At 63.4% G+C, this 15,777-nt stretch carries 17 protein-coding genes; 6 read left to right on the top strand and 11 right to left on the bottom strand.

Going from position 1 to position 15,777, the window contains the following annotated elements; translation table 11 throughout:
- Positions 1–1,183: 1,183 nt before the first annotated feature.
- Positions 1,184–1,957: a cytochrome c oxidase subunit II gene (coxB, locus tag ACEWFR_RS15685; protein ID WP_374061939.1), complete on the bottom strand. Its 774-nt coding sequence runs from the start codon at positions 1,955–1,957 to the stop codon at positions 1,184–1,186.
- 218 nt (positions 1,958–2,175) lie between these two features.
- Here coxB and ACEWFR_RS15680 point away from each other — a divergent pair, with 218 nt between their 5' ends.
- Positions 2,176–4,464, top strand: a complete 2,289-nt coding sequence (locus tag ACEWFR_RS15680; protein WP_374061938.1) for a DUF6789 family protein — start codon at positions 2,176–2,178, stop codon at positions 4,462–4,464.
- Positions 4,461–5,081, top strand: a complete 621-nt coding sequence (locus ACEWFR_RS15675; protein WP_374061937.1) for a hypothetical protein — start codon at positions 4,461–4,463, stop codon at positions 5,079–5,081. The genes ACEWFR_RS15680 and ACEWFR_RS15675 overlap by 4 nt, the downstream gene beginning before the upstream one ends.
- A gap of 102 nt (positions 5,082–5,183) precedes the next feature.
- On the opposite strand, the gene ACEWFR_RS15670 is transcribed toward ACEWFR_RS15675, so the two are convergent.
- Positions 5,184–6,026: a manganese catalase family protein gene (locus tag ACEWFR_RS15670; RefSeq protein WP_374061942.1), complete on the bottom strand. Its 843-nt coding sequence runs from the start codon at positions 6,024–6,026 to the stop codon at positions 5,184–5,186.
- A 263-nt stretch (positions 6,027–6,289) separates the two neighbouring features.
- Here ACEWFR_RS15670 and ACEWFR_RS15665 point away from each other — a divergent pair, with 263 nt between their 5' ends.
- Complete coding sequence (locus ACEWFR_RS15665; RefSeq protein ID WP_374061936.1) at positions 6,290–6,472, top strand: hypothetical protein; 183 nt, start codon at positions 6,290–6,292, stop codon at positions 6,470–6,472.
- 46 nt (positions 6,473–6,518) lie between these two features.
- On the opposite strand, the gene ACEWFR_RS15660 is transcribed toward ACEWFR_RS15665, so the two are convergent.
- The 3 genes from ACEWFR_RS15660 to ACEWFR_RS15650 all read right to left on the bottom strand — a co-directional run bounded on the left by ACEWFR_RS15660 (position 6,519) and on the right by ACEWFR_RS15650 (position 9,255).
- The gene (locus ACEWFR_RS15660) at positions 6,519–7,427 is read right to left on the bottom strand and encodes a heme-copper oxidase subunit III (protein ID WP_374061935.1); all 909 of its coding nucleotides are present in this window, start codon (positions 7,425–7,427) and stop codon (positions 6,519–6,521) included.
- A 159-nt stretch (positions 7,428–7,586) separates the two neighbouring features.
- A complete protein-coding gene (locus tag ACEWFR_RS15655) occupies positions 7,587–8,978 on the bottom strand; it encodes an NAD(P)/FAD-dependent oxidoreductase (RefSeq protein ID WP_374061934.1) in 1,392 nt (463 codons plus the stop codon).
- 148 nt (positions 8,979–9,126) lie between these two features.
- Positions 9,127–9,255: a hypothetical protein gene (locus ACEWFR_RS15650; RefSeq protein WP_374061933.1), complete on the bottom strand. Its 129-nt coding sequence runs from the start codon at positions 9,253–9,255 to the stop codon at positions 9,127–9,129.
- 213 nt (positions 9,256–9,468) lie between these two features.
- Here ACEWFR_RS15650 and ACEWFR_RS15645 point away from each other — a divergent pair, with 213 nt between their 5' ends.
- Together ACEWFR_RS15645 and ACEWFR_RS15640 are read left to right on the top strand one after the other, a co-directional pair.
- Positions 9,469–10,443 carry a D-2-hydroxyacid dehydrogenase gene (locus ACEWFR_RS15645; protein WP_374061932.1) on the top strand — a complete coding sequence of 325 codons (975 nt, stop codon included), beginning with the start codon at positions 9,469–9,471 and terminating at the stop codon, positions 10,441–10,443.
- Between the two features lie 155 nt (positions 10,444–10,598).
- Entirely contained in the window at positions 10,599–11,030 is a 432-nt protein-coding gene (locus ACEWFR_RS15640; RefSeq protein WP_374061931.1) for a universal stress protein, read from the top strand.
- 82 nt (positions 11,031–11,112) lie between these two features.
- Here the strand turns inward: ACEWFR_RS15640 and ACEWFR_RS15635 are convergent, their stop codons facing one another.
- The 3 genes from ACEWFR_RS15635 to asd all read right to left on the bottom strand — a co-directional run bounded on the left by ACEWFR_RS15635 (position 11,113) and on the right by asd (position 13,281).
- Entirely contained in the window at positions 11,113–11,421 is a 309-nt protein-coding gene (locus tag ACEWFR_RS15635) for a HalOD1 output domain-containing protein (protein ID WP_374061930.1), read from the bottom strand.
- 53 nt (positions 11,422–11,474) lie between these two features.
- Positions 11,475–12,119, bottom strand: a complete 645-nt coding sequence (locus ACEWFR_RS15630; protein WP_374061929.1) for a helix-turn-helix domain-containing protein — start codon at positions 12,117–12,119, stop codon at positions 11,475–11,477.
- 127 nt (positions 12,120–12,246) lie between these two features.
- Positions 12,247–13,281 carry an aspartate-semialdehyde dehydrogenase gene (asd, locus tag ACEWFR_RS15625; protein ID WP_374061928.1) on the bottom strand — a complete coding sequence of 345 codons (1,035 nt, stop codon included), beginning with the start codon at positions 13,279–13,281 and terminating at the stop codon, positions 12,247–12,249.
- Between the two features lie 240 nt (positions 13,282–13,521).
- Between asd and ACEWFR_RS15620 the strand changes: the two genes are divergently transcribed.
- Positions 13,522–13,788, top strand: coding sequence for a hypothetical protein (locus tag ACEWFR_RS15620; protein ID WP_374061927.1), 267 nt, complete (start codon positions 13,522–13,524; stop codon positions 13,786–13,788).
- Positions 13,789–13,999: 211 nt separating this feature from the next.
- On the opposite strand, the gene ACEWFR_RS15615 is transcribed toward ACEWFR_RS15620, so the two are convergent.
- From ACEWFR_RS15615 to ACEWFR_RS15605, 3 genes are all read right to left on the bottom strand, one after another.
- The gene (locus ACEWFR_RS15615) at positions 14,000–14,191 is read right to left on the bottom strand and encodes a 30S ribosomal protein S17e (protein ID WP_006432730.1); all 192 of its coding nucleotides are present in this window, start codon (positions 14,189–14,191) and stop codon (positions 14,000–14,002) included.
- Between the two features lie 83 nt (positions 14,192–14,274).
- Complete coding sequence (locus ACEWFR_RS15610) at positions 14,275–14,928, bottom strand: DUF447 domain-containing protein (protein ID WP_374061926.1); 654 nt, start codon at positions 14,926–14,928, stop codon at positions 14,275–14,277.
- Positions 14,925–15,776, bottom strand: coding sequence for a triphosphoribosyl-dephospho-CoA synthase (locus ACEWFR_RS15605; RefSeq protein WP_374061925.1), 852 nt, complete (start codon positions 15,774–15,776; stop codon positions 14,925–14,927). The genes ACEWFR_RS15610 and ACEWFR_RS15605 overlap by 4 nt, the downstream gene beginning before the upstream one ends.
- Position 15,777 lies beyond the last annotated feature (1 nt).

The raw sequence follows: 15,777 nt of genomic DNA, 5'->3' as shown, positions 1-15,777 counted from the left end.
TCCCACAGAGTCACCGCTTCGGCGGTAACGCTGTGGGGTTTTCTGCAGTTATACACGCCATCGGTTGGCATACTATACGAAAGCCGCCGAATCGGTATCCAACAACACGAAGTATTTTTCGAACGGAACTCATGTAGTAGCATCCAAAAGGCCGAGACATGGATACAGGGGTAGACGATGCGGATTTCGACGCACTTTGCGAGCTTCTATCCGACTCATATCGTCGATACGTTCTGTATTACTTACTGGATAGTGAGTACGAAAACGTCGACGGAGTATCACTCCAGGTCGCTGGGTGGAAACAGGATATTCCGATCGAGACAGTTTCTGAAGACGCGGCGAACACGGTGGCACTGTTATTAGTTCACAATCATCTTCCGCGATTGGTTGAGCAAAGGTTAGTGAACTACGACCGCCGAAGTGGTAATATCATCGTGAGTGAACAATTTGATAAGATACGGCTGACAGTAGAACGTGCACGAGCGGTTGAAGATCCCGATATAACCGTCAGTAACCCTACTGAGTCGTTTCTTTACAGCGAACTATTAACCGAACGCGACGACCAGAGTCCAACGTAGCTACTTGTGTGTTAGAACTGTCCCTCGTATCGATTGGTATCGGAGAGGACCGGGTAACCAATAATGGCTGGGGAAGCCGTGGTGTTGACGAACGAAAGCGATCCGTCTACGCAGTTGATGTGCGCCCGGAACACTAACGTCCAGCCTCATCCCGTGGCGGCGTGCCGCGTCGGCTGGCTAACCCTCGTGCCGGGCGGGAGAACTCGTGGGAGTTCTCCGGAATACTATTGTCGCGTGCCCGGGTTCGCCGTACTGTCATCGCACCCGAATGGGTCTGCTCGGACGGGGACTAAAGGCACGCATCTCCCCTAGGAACGCGGCCCGTTTAACTCTTGCAGACTCGAGTCCCAGCGCGTCGTGGATAGAATACCAACAGAACCGAGATCGAACAGCCCGCGATGCTCACTCACTGTGTTTGCTCACGGCTCGCTTCGCTCACCGTTCGCATTTCTGCGGTTCTCGCTCACTGTGTTCGCTCCGAACCGCACTCGCTCAGAACTGCGCTCCCGTCGTGTGATCGGGTGCGCAGTGGCCGCGATAGTTAGAAGCCAGAGGGGTGCTTCAGTATACAGATCGCCTCGAGTATCGACTGGGATTGCAAGCAATCATCCGGGTTCCGGTGCTGTAGTGACGGTACCCTCGTTCGTCTCGAGCCACCGATCGTACGTTTCCGGTTCGACGACGACGACGTCGGTGTCCATCCGCGAGTGGCCGGCACCGCAGAATTCGGCACAGACGGCGTCGTACCGCCCGGGTTCGGAAACGATCGTGCGGGCGCGAGTATAGCGTCCGGGGAATGCGTCCTGCTTGATGCCGAGGTCAGACACGAACAATGAGTGGATCACGTCGTCGCTCGTGAGCCAGAGCGTTACGTTCTCGTCGGCGGGTATCACGATTTCGTCTTCGGTCGTGACGTTTGCTCCGGGATAGTTCGCTTGCCACTCCCATTGGTATCCGGTGACGTACACCTCCTCGTCGCCGGTCTCGGGGAGATCGGCGAACGACTCGAACCCGTCCTGACTGCGGTTGTCGCTATCGAGTGCCTGCGATGGAGAGACGTACGGGTTGACGAGGACGCTGTAGCCGGAAAGACCGACGAACAACAGAATGAGTGCCGTTGCAACGGTCCAGGTAATCTCTAAGGCGGGATCCTCCGTGGTGGGTTCGGGATCGTCGTTGTCGTGAAACTTGACGGCCGCGTAGACCAAGATTACGAGGACGAACAGCGTCAGCGGCAGGGCCACGTAGAGCAGCTGGTACTCGAGGCCGTCGATAAGTTCTCGGTTCTCCGACTGTGCAGCGGCCGTTCCCGTGAGTGCGAGGAGACTCGAAAGCGCCGCGACGGCGAGTGCGACGATCGTGCGACGGCGGCTTCCCATTGGCGGTGGTTCAATAACCGGCCTGAAATACGTCATTCACGAATTAGTAAACTTTCACGGTTTCGAACTAGTTCGGCAAGTGAAATACGATCGAGTAAATATGAGGATAAAAGAAAGTCACGAAATAGTTAGTTGATCTTTATGGGGGTCGATAATGAGTCCACCGCTATGCACGGCGATGGGCGGTGCGGTCGGGCCATCAGGGGTGGCGGACGACGATGAACCGTGCACTCGCCGAGGTCTCGTTGTTCGGGGCTGTGGTCGTTGGCTGTCTAGTAGTTGTCCTCGTCGCACAGCGGTTACGAGTCGAGCCGTCACCGGACGGCGGGTATGCAACGGGTCGTGAGCGTCGCATCGGACTCGGCGACGTGAAGGCGGCCGCCGTTCGCTGGACGACGACGACGAACCACCGCGAGATCGGGCTGCTCTACATCGCGTTCGGCACCGTCGCGGCGATCTGGGGCGGGATCGATGCGATGATGATCCGGACGCATCTGTTGACTCCGGAGGCGAACCTCTGGACCGAACAGACGTACAACGAACTGTTCACGATGCACGGGCTGACGATGCTGATCTTCTTCGTGACGCCGGTGTTTTTCGGGATCGGGAACTACTTTCTGCCACTGTTGATCGGAGCTGACGATATGGCGTTTCCGCGGCTCAACGCGATCGGATTCTGGCTGTTGCCGCCCTCATTGCTGCTCGCTCGGTTGGGGATCGTCGCCGAAGTAACGGGAGCGGTTCTGGCCGTCGTCGTCCCGACGGATTGGATCTCGGTTCTGTTAGCGTTTCAGGAGCCAGCGATCGGGTGGACGATGTATCCGCCCTTATCGCTGGCACCGAACCCGCAGACGAATTTCCTCTTGCTCGGCCTCCACTTGAGTGGCATCGCGACCACGATCGGCGCGATTAACTTCATCACGACGATCATCTACGAGCGCGACGAGTCGATCGGGTGGGCGAACCTCGACATCTTCTCCTGGAACATGCTCATCACGAGCGCGATCATCATCTTCGCGTTCCCGCTGCTTGGCACCGCGTTGCTCATGCTCCTGTTCGACCGCAATTTCGGGACGACGTTCTTCGCGGTCGAAGGGGGTGGTCCTATCCTCTGGCAGCACTTGCTGTGGTTCTGGGGCCACCCGGAGGTCTACATTATCTTCCTGCCGGCGACTGGGCTGATGAGCCTCATACTGCCAAAGTTCGTCGGCCGAAAGCTGTTCGGATTCAAGTTCATCGTCTACTCGACGATCGCCATCGGCGTCCTCTCGTTTGGCGTCTGGGCCCACCATATGTTTGTGACGGGCGTCGACCCACGCGTCCGGGCGAGTTTCATGGCGACATCGATCGCCATCGCCGTTCCCAGCGCGATCAAGGTGTTCAACTGGATCACCACAATGTGGAACGGCGACGTCAAACTCGCTGCGCCGACGATCCTCTGTGTCGGCTCGATCGGGCTGTTCATCATCGGTGGCGTCACCGGCATCTTCCTCGCGGTTATCCCGGTCGACGTCATCTATCACGGCACCTACTACGTGGTCGGCCACTTCCATCTCATTCTCATGGGGATCATTCCCCTCATGATGTTCGCCGCGAGCTACTACTGGTACCCGATGCTCACCGGCCGGATGTACGATCGCCGACTCGCGATCTTCCAGTCGTCGCTGTTGGTCGTCGGCTCCGCGCTCACGTTCATGGCGCTGATGGCGCTCGGCTTCCTCGAGCTCCCCCGCCGGTACGCGACCTACCCGGCGGGATACTCGGGGCTGCAGGTGGTCGCGACCGTCGGTGCGTTCCTCATCGGGATCAGCGTCCTCATGTGGCTCTACAACATGATCTGGTCGTATTTCCAGGGGACACCGATCGAAACCGCTGACCCCTGGGAACTGAAGGCGACGGAGCAGTTCACGCCCGAGTGGCAGTGGTTCGAGGACCGACTCGAGCGCGAGCGCGGGGTCCCGCCGAGCGAACCGGAGGAGGTGCGTCCGTCCTACGTGCCCACACAGGACGACCGGCCGCTGTCGCTGTACGGCCGTATCAAGCCGGTCGCCCGGACCGTTGCGAACGATGCCGGTACCGGTGCGGTCGGCGGCATCGTCGGGGCGATACTCATGTCGAGCGTGCTCGCCGTCGCCGTTCTTCTCGGTGCGTTCGATTTCGAGTCGTTCGCGACCCTCGCGACGTTCGTCGGGTTGCCGGCGGATCTCGCTCTCGGCTACGGGCTCTTTCTCATCGCCGGAACGACGGTCTGGCCCCTGTTGTTCCTCTCGCTGGGCGAGTACCTGCCGGGCGAGCTCACCCTCGTCACCGGACTGTGGTATGCGACGGTCATTTCACCCGGGTTCGCGCTCGCCTTCTATACCGGACAGACCGGTCTCGAACTGGTGACGTTCCTCATCTTTGTCCCGCTCGCTCACTGGATCTACGGGCTCGGACTCGCGGGAACGATTACGTATCTCGGTGGTCGTCGACGCCGTCCGTCGACGGGGGAGGACGAGCACGAATGAGCGACGGTAACGGCGCATCTCCCGGCTCGGACGAACCTCCCGCTGCCGACGAACCGACCGCTACTGACGTCCCACCCATCACCGACGAGACGGGACCGGTGGAACCGACCGCATCCGCCGAGTCGCTGCTGTTGACGTACGCTGCGCCCTTTCTCGGTGTCGTCCTGATCGCCATCGGGCTCCCCCTCGCAATCGTCGGCGGCTACGTCGTCGTTCAGGACGGCGTCGGCCTCTGTGGGGAACCCACGCTCACGACGACACCGGCCGACGAATACGAGGGGGCGTTGGCGACCATCGAGACGTTGCCCGCCGAGGAGCTCTCGGCGGCCGAACGGACGGCCCTCGAGGAGGCGATCGATAGCCCGCTTCGGGAAGGGAAGGTTACCGGCGAACTGGCGAACCGGGAGGCGCTGCTCGAGGGAGCGATCGTCGAGTACGAGGGCGATCGCTACTACGTCCAGATCGCGTCCCTGAACTCCTGCCTCGAGGTCGCCCCGTTGCTCTTCCCGATCGGTGCCATCGCAATCGTCGTGGGAATCCTCGGCGTCCTGACGCCACCGATCTATCGGAAGATGGCCGGTTTCGAGGAGCGCATGCGGAACGGTCGGACGGAGTGAGCGCGCTGCCCAGTCACGTCCGAGCGGCGAATTCGAGCGAAATCAGCGAGTTGGGTGGCTGGTGGCCAGAGCGGTCGCCAAACAGGCCGCATCGATCCGATGTTAGTCGCTCGAGTCGGACGATTCGTCCGTCCTGTTCGGCGTGTCGTTCGTCATCGGACTGGGCTGGGGTGCGATGACTTCGCCGTCGCCCGGCTGTTCGGCGGCGTAGGAGAACTGTCCCTTGCCGTCCGGGGCTTCGCCCTGGGTCCAGGGGTACTCGGGATCCGGCTGTGCCTCCCGCCTGGTCGACATGAACGTGTAGTTGAACTCCTGATTCTCCTGTTCCTGCGGAAAGCTCGCGGGCACTGGAACCGGGTCGTCGAGCGTCTCGAGGGCCTGTAGCCACTGGTTTTGGTGCATGGTGTCCCGAGCGATGAGATAGGAGAGCATGTCCTTCATGCCGGGATCGTCGGTATACTCCCAGAGCCGCGTTGCGAGGGTCCGACCGGTCGATTCGGCCATCACGTTCGCGTAGAGGTCGCCGGCGAGGTTCCCCGACGCGACGATGTAGTTGCCGGTGAACGGGGCACCGTTACTGTCGACGGGCATGGCCGATTCACCCGCCGAGAGGAACTGGCGCGGACTCTGCCCCGTCATCGCCTCGGCCGTTGCCGCGGTCTCCTGGGCGTCCTCGCTCATCTGCTGAGACGACCCCCGGAGATTCTTCGTGACGGCCGACGCGAGCATCTCGATATGGCCGAGTTCCTCGGCAGCGGTCTCCATCAGCAAATTTCGATACTCCTCGTACCCCTCGGGGAGGGCCCAGGCCTGGAACATGTACTGCATGGCGACGCGCATCTCACCTTCCTGGCCGCCGATCGCTTGCTGGAGGAGCTTCGCGAAGTGCGGGTCCGGTTCTTCGACGGTGACCTCGTACTGGAGTTCCGGTTCTTGGAAGAACATCGCACTCGTTCCTGCCCACATCCAGTGGGATAAACCACTGTTCCGGCTCCGTCTGAACCTTTTACCGACTGGTAATTGATTGATGCAGATCACTCAGATCCCGTGGAACGGACGCTGTCAGTTCCGCTACCGTCGATCAGTGGGCCACGGGGCAGTGAGACAGTAGTGAATCCGCCGAGGCCGTCCCGTCACTTGTATTCGATCGGCCACCGGGGGTTTTTCTATGCTGGCTGTGGTACAAATCGGTCCCTGAGGTGACCCTGGTGGGTAACACCGACGACAAACAACGAGCGGCGGCGACGTGTGAACACTGCGGAGAGATCGGTATCGTCCAGATCTGGCCCGACGGCACTCTCCAGCCCCTCGGCCAGACGGATTTCTGCGACTGTGCGTCTCCCACGCTCGAGGTCCTCGAGACGGATCTCGATCACGACGAGATACCGTGACCTCGTCTGCAACGGATGGGCGAAACCAGTCGGACGACCAGCCCCGTCACACCGACGCGCCGACGTAGAGGACGACGACGAGGAAGATCCAGACGGCGTCGACGAAGTGCCAGTACAGCGAGACGGTCGCGACGGACGTGTCCCGATTCGGGCCGTAGTGACCCCGAAGCGCCCGCCAGCAGAGCACGGCGATGCCACCGACGCCCAGCGTGACGTGGAGGCCGTGGAGCCCGGTCAGTCCGAAGAACGCGCTCCCGAAGATGCCACTTGCGAGCGAAAATCCCTCGTGAGCCACGAACTCGTAGTACTCGTAGATCTGCCCGGCGAGGAAGACGAGGCCGAGTCCGAGCGTCGTTCCGAGCAGCCCGATGAATCGTCGTCGGTTGTCGTCCTCGAGCGCCTTGTGCGCGTAGTGGAAGGTGACGCTGCTCGCGATCAGGATGGCTGTGTTGACGACCACGAGGGAACCGAGCAGCGGCGGGAGCGTTTCCGGTGGCCACGAGCCGATCCTGACGAAGAAGTAGTAGATAAAGAGCGCGCCGAACGTCGAGACGTCGGTCACGAGAAAGAGTAGCGTCGTCGAGACGTACGACTCGCGCGATTTGAGCGTTCCCTGTGCGTCTCGAGCCGGTGCCAGAAACGCCTGATCGACCCAGCCCGCGATGCCGGCCAGCAAGACGATCGCTCCGACGACGGCGAGGCCGATGCCGATGAGCGGCGGAACGAGGCCAGTTTCGTTCCCGAGAATAGAGATCGCGACCCCACTGTACAGCCCGGCGGCTCCCGCAGCGGCGACGAGCGGCCAGCGACTCCGGTGGTCGTGCTCGTCGTGGTCACCGTGGCCGCGATGGTCGCCGTACTCTTCGGGAGCCTGCCCCTCGGGAACGCGATGTCCGGAGCCGTCGGCTCGAGGAGGGCCGTCATCGGACGTATCGGTGCGTCCACCAGAGTCCATATCCCCGCTTCTACGTCGGCCCCGAAAAAGGCTCACCGCGTACAAGCAATGAGGGATGTGTTAGAGTTGCGGCCGCGATTTCGGATCCCCACAAGATCGGTTCGTCGACAGTCGAGTCCCCGTTCCCGGCCCGATCCCGAACCACTGGAACCGGCCGGCTCAGTAGAAGTAGTCGGCTTCCGAAAGCTGGACGTAGCGACCGTCGCGGTACTTGAACTTCTGGCGCTTGTACGCCGTGAGGATCTTCGCGGCGTCGATTCCGGCAGTGTAGCGCCTGTTGATCAGGACGTTGTCCGACCCGTTGCCCTGCATATCGTTGACGGTGTCGAAGGCCCAGTCCCAGTCGTCGGGCCCGTAGTCCGCGACGATGTCCGCGAAGGCGACGTTCCGCAGGATCTCGTCGCCGATCGCGCGCTTCCAGATGTCGTTGTAGTTCGCGATCGAGTCCGTTGCGGCGAGTCGGCCGGCTATCTTGCCGGTGCGGACGGCGACGTGGTAGCCACCCTCGTGGAACGCCGAGGTTGTCCCCATCGCGCCGCCGGCGACGGCGATATTCGCGCCGACGGGCGACTCAATTGGTCGCGTCGAGGAGATCGGATACGTCTCGGTGCCCTTTGACTTCCCGCGGTCTTTGACGCGCGGAATGTCCTCCTCGATATCGTACTCGTCGCCGTACTCCTGCTCGAGGAGGCGACTGATGTACTCGGCACCCGAGGGGATCCGGTCGTCGTCCGGTCGCAGGAGCTTGTAGGAGCCGGGATTCTCGACGTCGGCGAGGTCCATCCCGATGGGCATCGTCAGGCCGACGCGGGCGACCGTGCCGTCGTTCGGGAACACCCACGGGTAGGCGGTCTCGCCGGGCATGTACCCCCACCAGAATGTGAGTCGGTCCTCGAACGCTTCGAACAGTTCGGGGGGAAACTCCCGATACTCCTGATACGCGATATGATTCGCGTCCGGCGGCGAGAGGTGATCGGAGACGCTCCGGCCGGGTGCCGTGAACTGGTCGAGCGCGTCGAGCGTGATCCGTCGCTGTGGGCCGTCCGCGAGGACGACGTACTGGGCCTCGAGTTCGTCGCCGTTCGAGAGCGTCAGCGTGTGGGTCGGTCCCTTCGGACCGGACGCTCGCAGATCGGTCTCGAGATCCTTGACACCGGTCCCGACGCGAAGGTCGGCACCCGCATCGGTCGCGCGCTCGTAGAGCCAGTCGTCCATGCGCGCGCGGTGGAAGGTGTACCCGAATTTGGGGTAGCTGGCCTCCATCCCCGTCGTCCGCAACTCGACATTGCTGTTCGGGCCGACGAACTCCGTGGCCTCGAGCTCCCGGTGAATGACCTCGTCGGGAATCTCCCGGTAGTCGAACTCCATGATGTCGATCCAGTAATCGAGCATCCCGGCGGCGTCGGTCGAGTCCGGCCCCGGCCCATCCCGGTCCTCTCGGGGCACTCCCTGCTCGAAGAGTACCGTTTCGGCACCGTGGGTCGCGGCCTGCTCGGCCGCGGACGCACCAGCGGGGCCGCCGCCGACGATCGCGACGTCTACGCGTTCCATACGCCGTGAAGACTCAGTGGTCCATTATAAAAACTGCGAGGCGAATGTCTGCGCAGTGGACCGGTTGTCGAATCGGTCCGTCCGCAGTGATATCACTCGGATGACTACTATTATGGCATCCGCGAACGGTCAGATCGGTTCGTCGACGTTAGAAGAAGCCCCTGAGAAGCACCAGCAGGACTCCGGAGAGGATGACGAAACCGAGGAACCCGAAGAAGATGATCGCCGCCTGCCGTCCGGTAAGCGTTTCGCCATCGAGGAACTCGTCTGAAGGCATTGCAATCAACTTCGCATCTCCCCCGCTTAAACATAATGATCTGATTACTCGGCTCGCGGTCGGAGACCGGCCTGGAGGGCCCTAGACCTTGTTCAGTGGCTACGATACCGAACGACGGGTTTCCCACGCCTGACCGCTGAGAAATCCATCTCTCACATCGAGCACCGTGCCGCGAGACGAACGTTTTTGATCGCACTGGACGAGTCCACGGACATGAGCGATACTGCCGCGCCGGACGTGCTCGTCCTCCGGAAGGGGACTCACGGCATTCCGATCGAACAGTACGCCGACGCGATTCGCGACCGACTGCCGGACCACACCGTCGCGCTCGCGCGCACGCCGGCCGAGGAGCGCGATGCGATCCGGGACGCGACGTTCGTCACCGGCATGACCCTCGAGGCGGACCTGCTCGACGCGGCCGAGAATCTCTCCGTCTTCGCCTGTGCGTACGCAGGGACCGGCCACCTTCCCCTCGAGAAACTCGAGGAACGAGGCGTCGCGGTGACGAACGCTTCGGGCGTCCACGGGCCGAACATCGGCGAGCACGTGCTGGGGTCGATTTTGCACTTCACCCGACGGTTCCACGTCGGCGCGCGCCGCCAGCGCCGCCGCGAGTGGCGACATTACAGGGCGCGCGAACTGCAGGGATCGACGGTCACCATCGTCGGATTGGGCGCGATCGGACGGGCGGTCTGTGACCGGCTCGAGCCGTTCGGCGTCGAGACGATCGGCGTTCGCTACACGCCCGAGAAGGGCGGCCCGACCGACGAGGTGATCGGATTCGAGGGCGCGGCGTTCGACGACGCGCTCGCGCGCACGGACTACCTCGTGCTCGCCTGTCCGCTGACGGAGACGACCCGCGGTCTGCTCGACCACGAGGCGTTCGTGACGATCGATCCCGACGCCGTGCTGGTCAACGTGGCCCGCGGCCCGGTCGTCGAGACGGACGCGCTGGTCGAGGCCCTGCGGTCGAACTGGATCCGCGGCGCGTCGCTTGACGTGACCGATCCCGAACCGCTGCCCGAGGAGCACCCGCTCTGGACGTTCGAAAACGTCCAGATCACGCCCCACAACGCGGGTCACACGCCGCAGTACTACGACCGGCTGGCCGATATCGTCGCCGAAAACGTCACGCGGATCGACGACGACGGGGCCGACGCCGATCTCGAGAATCAGGTTCTCCCCTGATCGGTGACGGCCGAACGGTTCCGTCACCGACCCACTCGAACGGTGTCATCATCCGTCCGTCCCCGCGACCGAACTCACTTTTTTAGCTGTCTGCTGCGAAGTATACGTATGGAACTGATACTACTGACCGTTCGCACGCGAGCGGAGGAGCGACGATGACACTGACATTCGATGGAACAGTTCTGGTTCCCGTCGCCGATCCGGACGACGGGGAGCGAACGGCTGTGGCGCTCGCGCCGCACCTCTCACCCTCGAGTACGGTGCTCGTCGTCAACGTAATCGAGAAGGCCGGCGGTGCGCCCGACAAGGCCTCCGTCGAACAGCGCGAGGAGTACGCTCGGGATATTTTCGAGCGCACTCAGGGGCCGCTCGAGGGGGCGGCCGGAACGGTCGAGACGGTGATCCTCTTTGGGACCGACGTCGTCGAGACGATCATGGACGCGGCCGAGGAGCGACGCGTCGACGCCGTGGTCTTTGAACCTCGGAAGGGAAACCGGTTCGTGGAACTGCTCACCGGCGATGTGGCCCGTCGGCTAGTGAGGCGGGCGTCAGTTCCCGTCGTCGCGCTGCCGCGAACCGACGACTAGCGACTACTATATCGCCCCGTCTCCCGCCTTCACACCACCCTGCTTCGTTTCTTCTCGGCGGCCGGTCTTCGTCTCGAGTCGATTATTGCCGATCGGCGAGGACGACCCAGCCGGTCTGGTCGACCGTGACTCGATAGTCGGCGTACTCGAACGTGACGCAGCAGGCGGATCGGTCGGCCGTTCCCATCGGCTGGAACAGCGAATCGAGCGCGGACGGGTCGATCACGTCGTACAGCGGTCCGAACTCGTCGGCGATCTCGAGCGCGTCCAGTTCGGAGTTCGTGGCAATCGCCTCGACGACCGCCCCGGAAAGTGACTGATCCGGATCTGCCTGATACGTCCCGTTTCCGCCTTTCGGTTGCGACTCGTCGGTCGGGGTTTCAGTTTCCATACCCATCCTATCGGTGCAACGGGGGAAACGATCCCCCTTGGAGGGTCAACGATTTAAGAGGGGGCACGCTCGCGGAGCGTGTTTCGGAGCAGGTTGGCCTGCCCCCGCCGGAGGCGAGCGGAGAGGGCCTGATCCGAGATGTCCAGTTTCGCGGCGACCGCCGAGAGCGTCGTCTCCCGCGGCACGTCGAAGTAGCCCTCCTCAAGCGCGATGAGAAGCGCTTCTCGCTGTCTGTCCGTGATCTCGTACCGATCGCCGGACTGCGTCGATTCGCTGAAGATCCGTTCGATTCGGAACGGAATGTCCCGTTCGCGACAGGCGTCGCGGTAGGCGAACAGCGCCTCGCGAGTCGGGACGCGAGCGCGGATTCTCGTGCCCTTCGTGACAGTGACATCCAGATACGCGATATCGTATTCGGCAGCCGTCGGATAGGTCAGGTGTTTCTCGCCCCGTTCCGACAGCGTGCCGCTGTAGAGACGGCGGTCGCCCGTCGCCTCGAGGAGGGTGAACTCGGAGACGGTCTCGTCGTCGCCCAGCGCGTCGTCGACGCCCTCGAGGTCCTCGCCGTCGGTCCAGAAGATGAGCTTCGTCTCGCCCGCCGCCGAGTAAAAAATCTCCTCGACGTCGATTCTCGAGACGGCGTCGGACACTCGTCGGAGGATCGGCGTCTCGATCTCGAACTCGACGATGAGGACCATAGATAATCGTCGGTTCCTACGGGACGCACGACTGTTATACTGTCACAGTGATCGGGCCGGTCCGCACAACGCGTGCACAGCACGGCCCGCCTCGAGCCGCTACGTGGGGAAGAAACCGGTCGAACGACTAGATGTAGCCGTTCTCGAGCAACAGTTCGCCGTTGAGGACGCTCGCGCCGGCGGCACCGCGGATCGTATTGTGTGCGAGACAGTTGTACTGGAGGCCAAACGGCGACTCCTGCAGACCGCCCGCGGCGATGGCCATCCCGTCGCCGAGCGTGCGGTCCATCCGCGGCTGCGGTCGATCCGGCTCCTCGAAGACGTGGATGAGCGGGTCAGGCGAGGAGCGCAGGTCGAGCGAGGGGTACTCCCGCATGGCCTCGGCCGCCGCCTCGGGGGTGAGATCGTCTTCGGTCTCGACCCAGACGTTCTCGAGGTGGCCGTCGATCGTCGGGATGCGATTACACGACGCCGAGACCGCCATGTCGTTGTGGCTGAGCGACGCGCCGTCGAAGTCGCCGAGCAGCTTTCGGGACTCCGTCTCGAGTTTGTCCTCCTCGCCGCCGATGTAGGGGATGGCGTTGTCGATGATCTCCATCGAGGAGACGCCGTCGTAGCCCGCGCCGGAAACGGCCTGCAGCGTCGAGACATGGACCTTCTCGAGTCCGAACTCGGTCAGGGCCGCGAGTGTGGGGACGAAGGTGATCGTCGAGCAGTTCGGATTCTTGACCATCGCGCCGTCCCAGCCGCGCTCGTCGCGCTGGACCTCGAGCAAGTCGAGGTGTTCGGCGTTGACCTCCGGAATCACGAGGGGAATGTCGTCGTCCATCCGTCCGTTCGAGGAGTTCGAGGAGACGACGTAGCCCGCGTCACAGAATCCGGGCTCGACCGCTGCGCCGACGCTCGAGGGGAGCGACGAGAACAGGAGGTCGATATCGTCGGGAACCTCGTCGGGGTCGGTCGCCGTGACGGTCGAATCGGCGACATCCGCCGGGATGGGGCTGTCGACGCGCCACTTCGCGGCCTGTCGATACGTCTTGCCGGCGCTGGCGTCGCTCGCGGTCAGCGCTGCGATCTCGAACTCCGGGTGGGGGTCGAGAAGCTGGATGAGTCGCTGTCCGACGGCGCCGGTCGCACCGAGTACGCCTACTCGTACTGCCATTTTCCGCCACTCCGAGTCGTGTCCGCAAAACCGTTTGGGTTTTCGGTAGCGCGTGTCAATCGACGGAGGCACCGACCGGAGGGGATTCGAACAGTGCTCTGGGAAACGCATCCGATCCGAGAGCTCTGCCATCGCGAGACAGCGGATCGCGACGGTCGGATAGAAGATATTAAGAAACGGGAGCGGCTCCTAGCGACCGATGCACTACCGACAGGATCGACTCGAGGCCGCCAGCCAGAGGTGGTCCCGATGACGAGTTCGACCACGAGTACGAGCGATCGGGGACTGCTCGAGACGCGGTTCAGCATGGGTGCGGCGGCCCTCGCGGCCGTCGCGGCACTGTTGGCCCTCGCCTTTGGCTATCTCGGGTTTATCGACGGCGTGTTGCCGGGGATCGGCTACCAGCTCTCCATTTTGACGGGTGCCGTCGGGCTCGTGTTCGGGCTCGGCGTCGCCCTCGTGGCGCTCGTCGCCGCGTTCTACATGGAACCCGGCCTCGACAAATAACTCGATTTTTCGGTCGCGTTACGACTGATTCTCGATTGCTGACGCTTCATTACGATTTCGACTGTCAGTGAGTCGAAACGCTGACGCTACGCGCGAACTGTCCAGTAACGGTGTGGCGCATACTGCCGATCGATGGCGCTCGAGCGATCCGACCGGGTCCCGCGGCTCGCTGTCGGTCGACGTAACGACTGTTCGCAGTGAAAATACCGACTTAGGCGGGGACTTCCGCGCCTTTCTTTCGAGTCACGTAGCCCGCGATGCGGTTGCGGACGCCCTTGGACTCGACGTTCGTAAGTTTCGTGACGCTCTCTTTGTTCTGCTCGAAATCGGTCGTGAACGCCTCCGGATACCGCTCCAGGAGGAGGGTCCCGGTCTTCTTGACGTAGGCCGGTTTGATTGCCATGTGGAGTGGTTCCGTCCAGAGGCTCTTAATCCCTTTCTCTTCGCCGCTCCGGAATATCGATCGAGTCACTCCTCGCTTCGAGGCTACCACTTCGAGTGCTCCCGCACTCGCTCGAGCGCCTCGCGCTCGCGCGGTCCCCCGGCCCGATCGACGACGGAGGCGCAGTACGCGAGCTGATCGCGGAGTTCAGTTTCGTCGAAGTCCGCAACCGAGAGCCGCGAGGCGGCGACGGTCGCCTCGATGACGGCTCCGAATCCGCGGTCGATCGTCGGGACCCGTTGGCTCACGGTCTTCGACTCGAGTGGGGTGAGCGTCCACGTCTCCCAGTCGGTGCCGCCGTCGGTTCCGGACTCGACGCGCTCGACGCTCACGCGCGACCACGCGCTCGCGGACTCGAGGATCGGCTCCTCGCGTTCGACGATCGAGAGGGCGGCGTCGGCGAAGTCGACGGGGTCGTCAACGAACTGCACGTAGGCCTCGCCCCGTCGGTGGAAGTTCCGGCGAGTACGAGTATTCCCCCAGGTCCGTGCGGTGACGGGATCGCCGGCGCGAAGGCCGAGCGCGGCGGCGTTCCACAGACCGTTGGGTCCAAGCGTGGTCACGACCGACTCGGTGACGCCCGAGAGGGTGACAGGCCACTCCGCCGGCGCGGATTCGTCGCATTCGCTTTCGGCCGTCCCATCGGCGCTATCGTCGTCCACCGCTCGGCTCTCACGCATCGTCCGATCGTCGGTCATAGCTCGATCGCCTCGTGCTCGAGCGCGACGAACAACCCTGCCGCGGTGACGTCCGCCGTCGTCCCCGGGTTGATCCCGCGATCGACGAGGTCGTCGGCGAAGGCCTCGACGGTGTCGCGATCCGTCTCGAGGGCGTCGTCCGCGACCAGTTCCGTGGCGCGGTCGGTCACCTCCCGGGCGGTCGCCTCGTTATGGCGCGTCGCGACGAGGGTGTCGGGCCGCTCGGCGAGCAGTGAGAGGAAGACCGCCGCGGTCCGCTCCGAGACTGTGCCGTCCGCCTCGGCGAGCCGTTCGGCGGCCCCGAACGAGCGGTCGAATCCTCGGACCCACTCACGAGCGACGTCGTCCCCCGGGACGCTTCGCTCCATGATGTCGAATAACGTCAGTCCACGCTCCTCGAGGGCCGGAATCGCGTCCGCGCCCCGACGGACGTCGAGGGCCGTCATGTCCGCGGGCGGCTCGTCGACGCCCACGTCGACGTGATCGAACGCGCGGTAGAACGACGCCGCGTCGCCGACGGTTGTCTCCCGAACGACGGCCTCGGCGACGGGCTGGGAGAGGTCGTCGCGGGCGGCCCGCACGAGCGGGACGAGCAACAGGAGCGCCCCGAACTGCGTGTTTCCGCCCTTCTGGGCGGCCATCTCCTCGACGGCCCGCTCGAACGCCGGCCCGACCGCCGCGCCGTCGGCCGCTAACTCGAGCCCCTCGCGGGCCCCCACCGCTCCGGCGAGGAAGTGTTCGAACCGCAGCTCCGCGAGGTCGCGGTGGCGGTCGACGTTGCCCGGTTTGGGCGTCCCCGCCACCTCGAGGAGCAGCGCCAGTTCCGCGTTCTGTGCCGGCGATCGCATA

It is taken from the genome of Natrinema sp. H-ect4, from assembly GCF_041894845.1.
Lineage (GTDB): Archaea > Halobacteriota > Halobacteria > Halobacteriales > Natrialbaceae > Natrinema.
The sequence above is the reverse complement of the archived record's forward strand: the minus strand, read 5'-3'. Positions and strand labels throughout refer to the sequence as shown.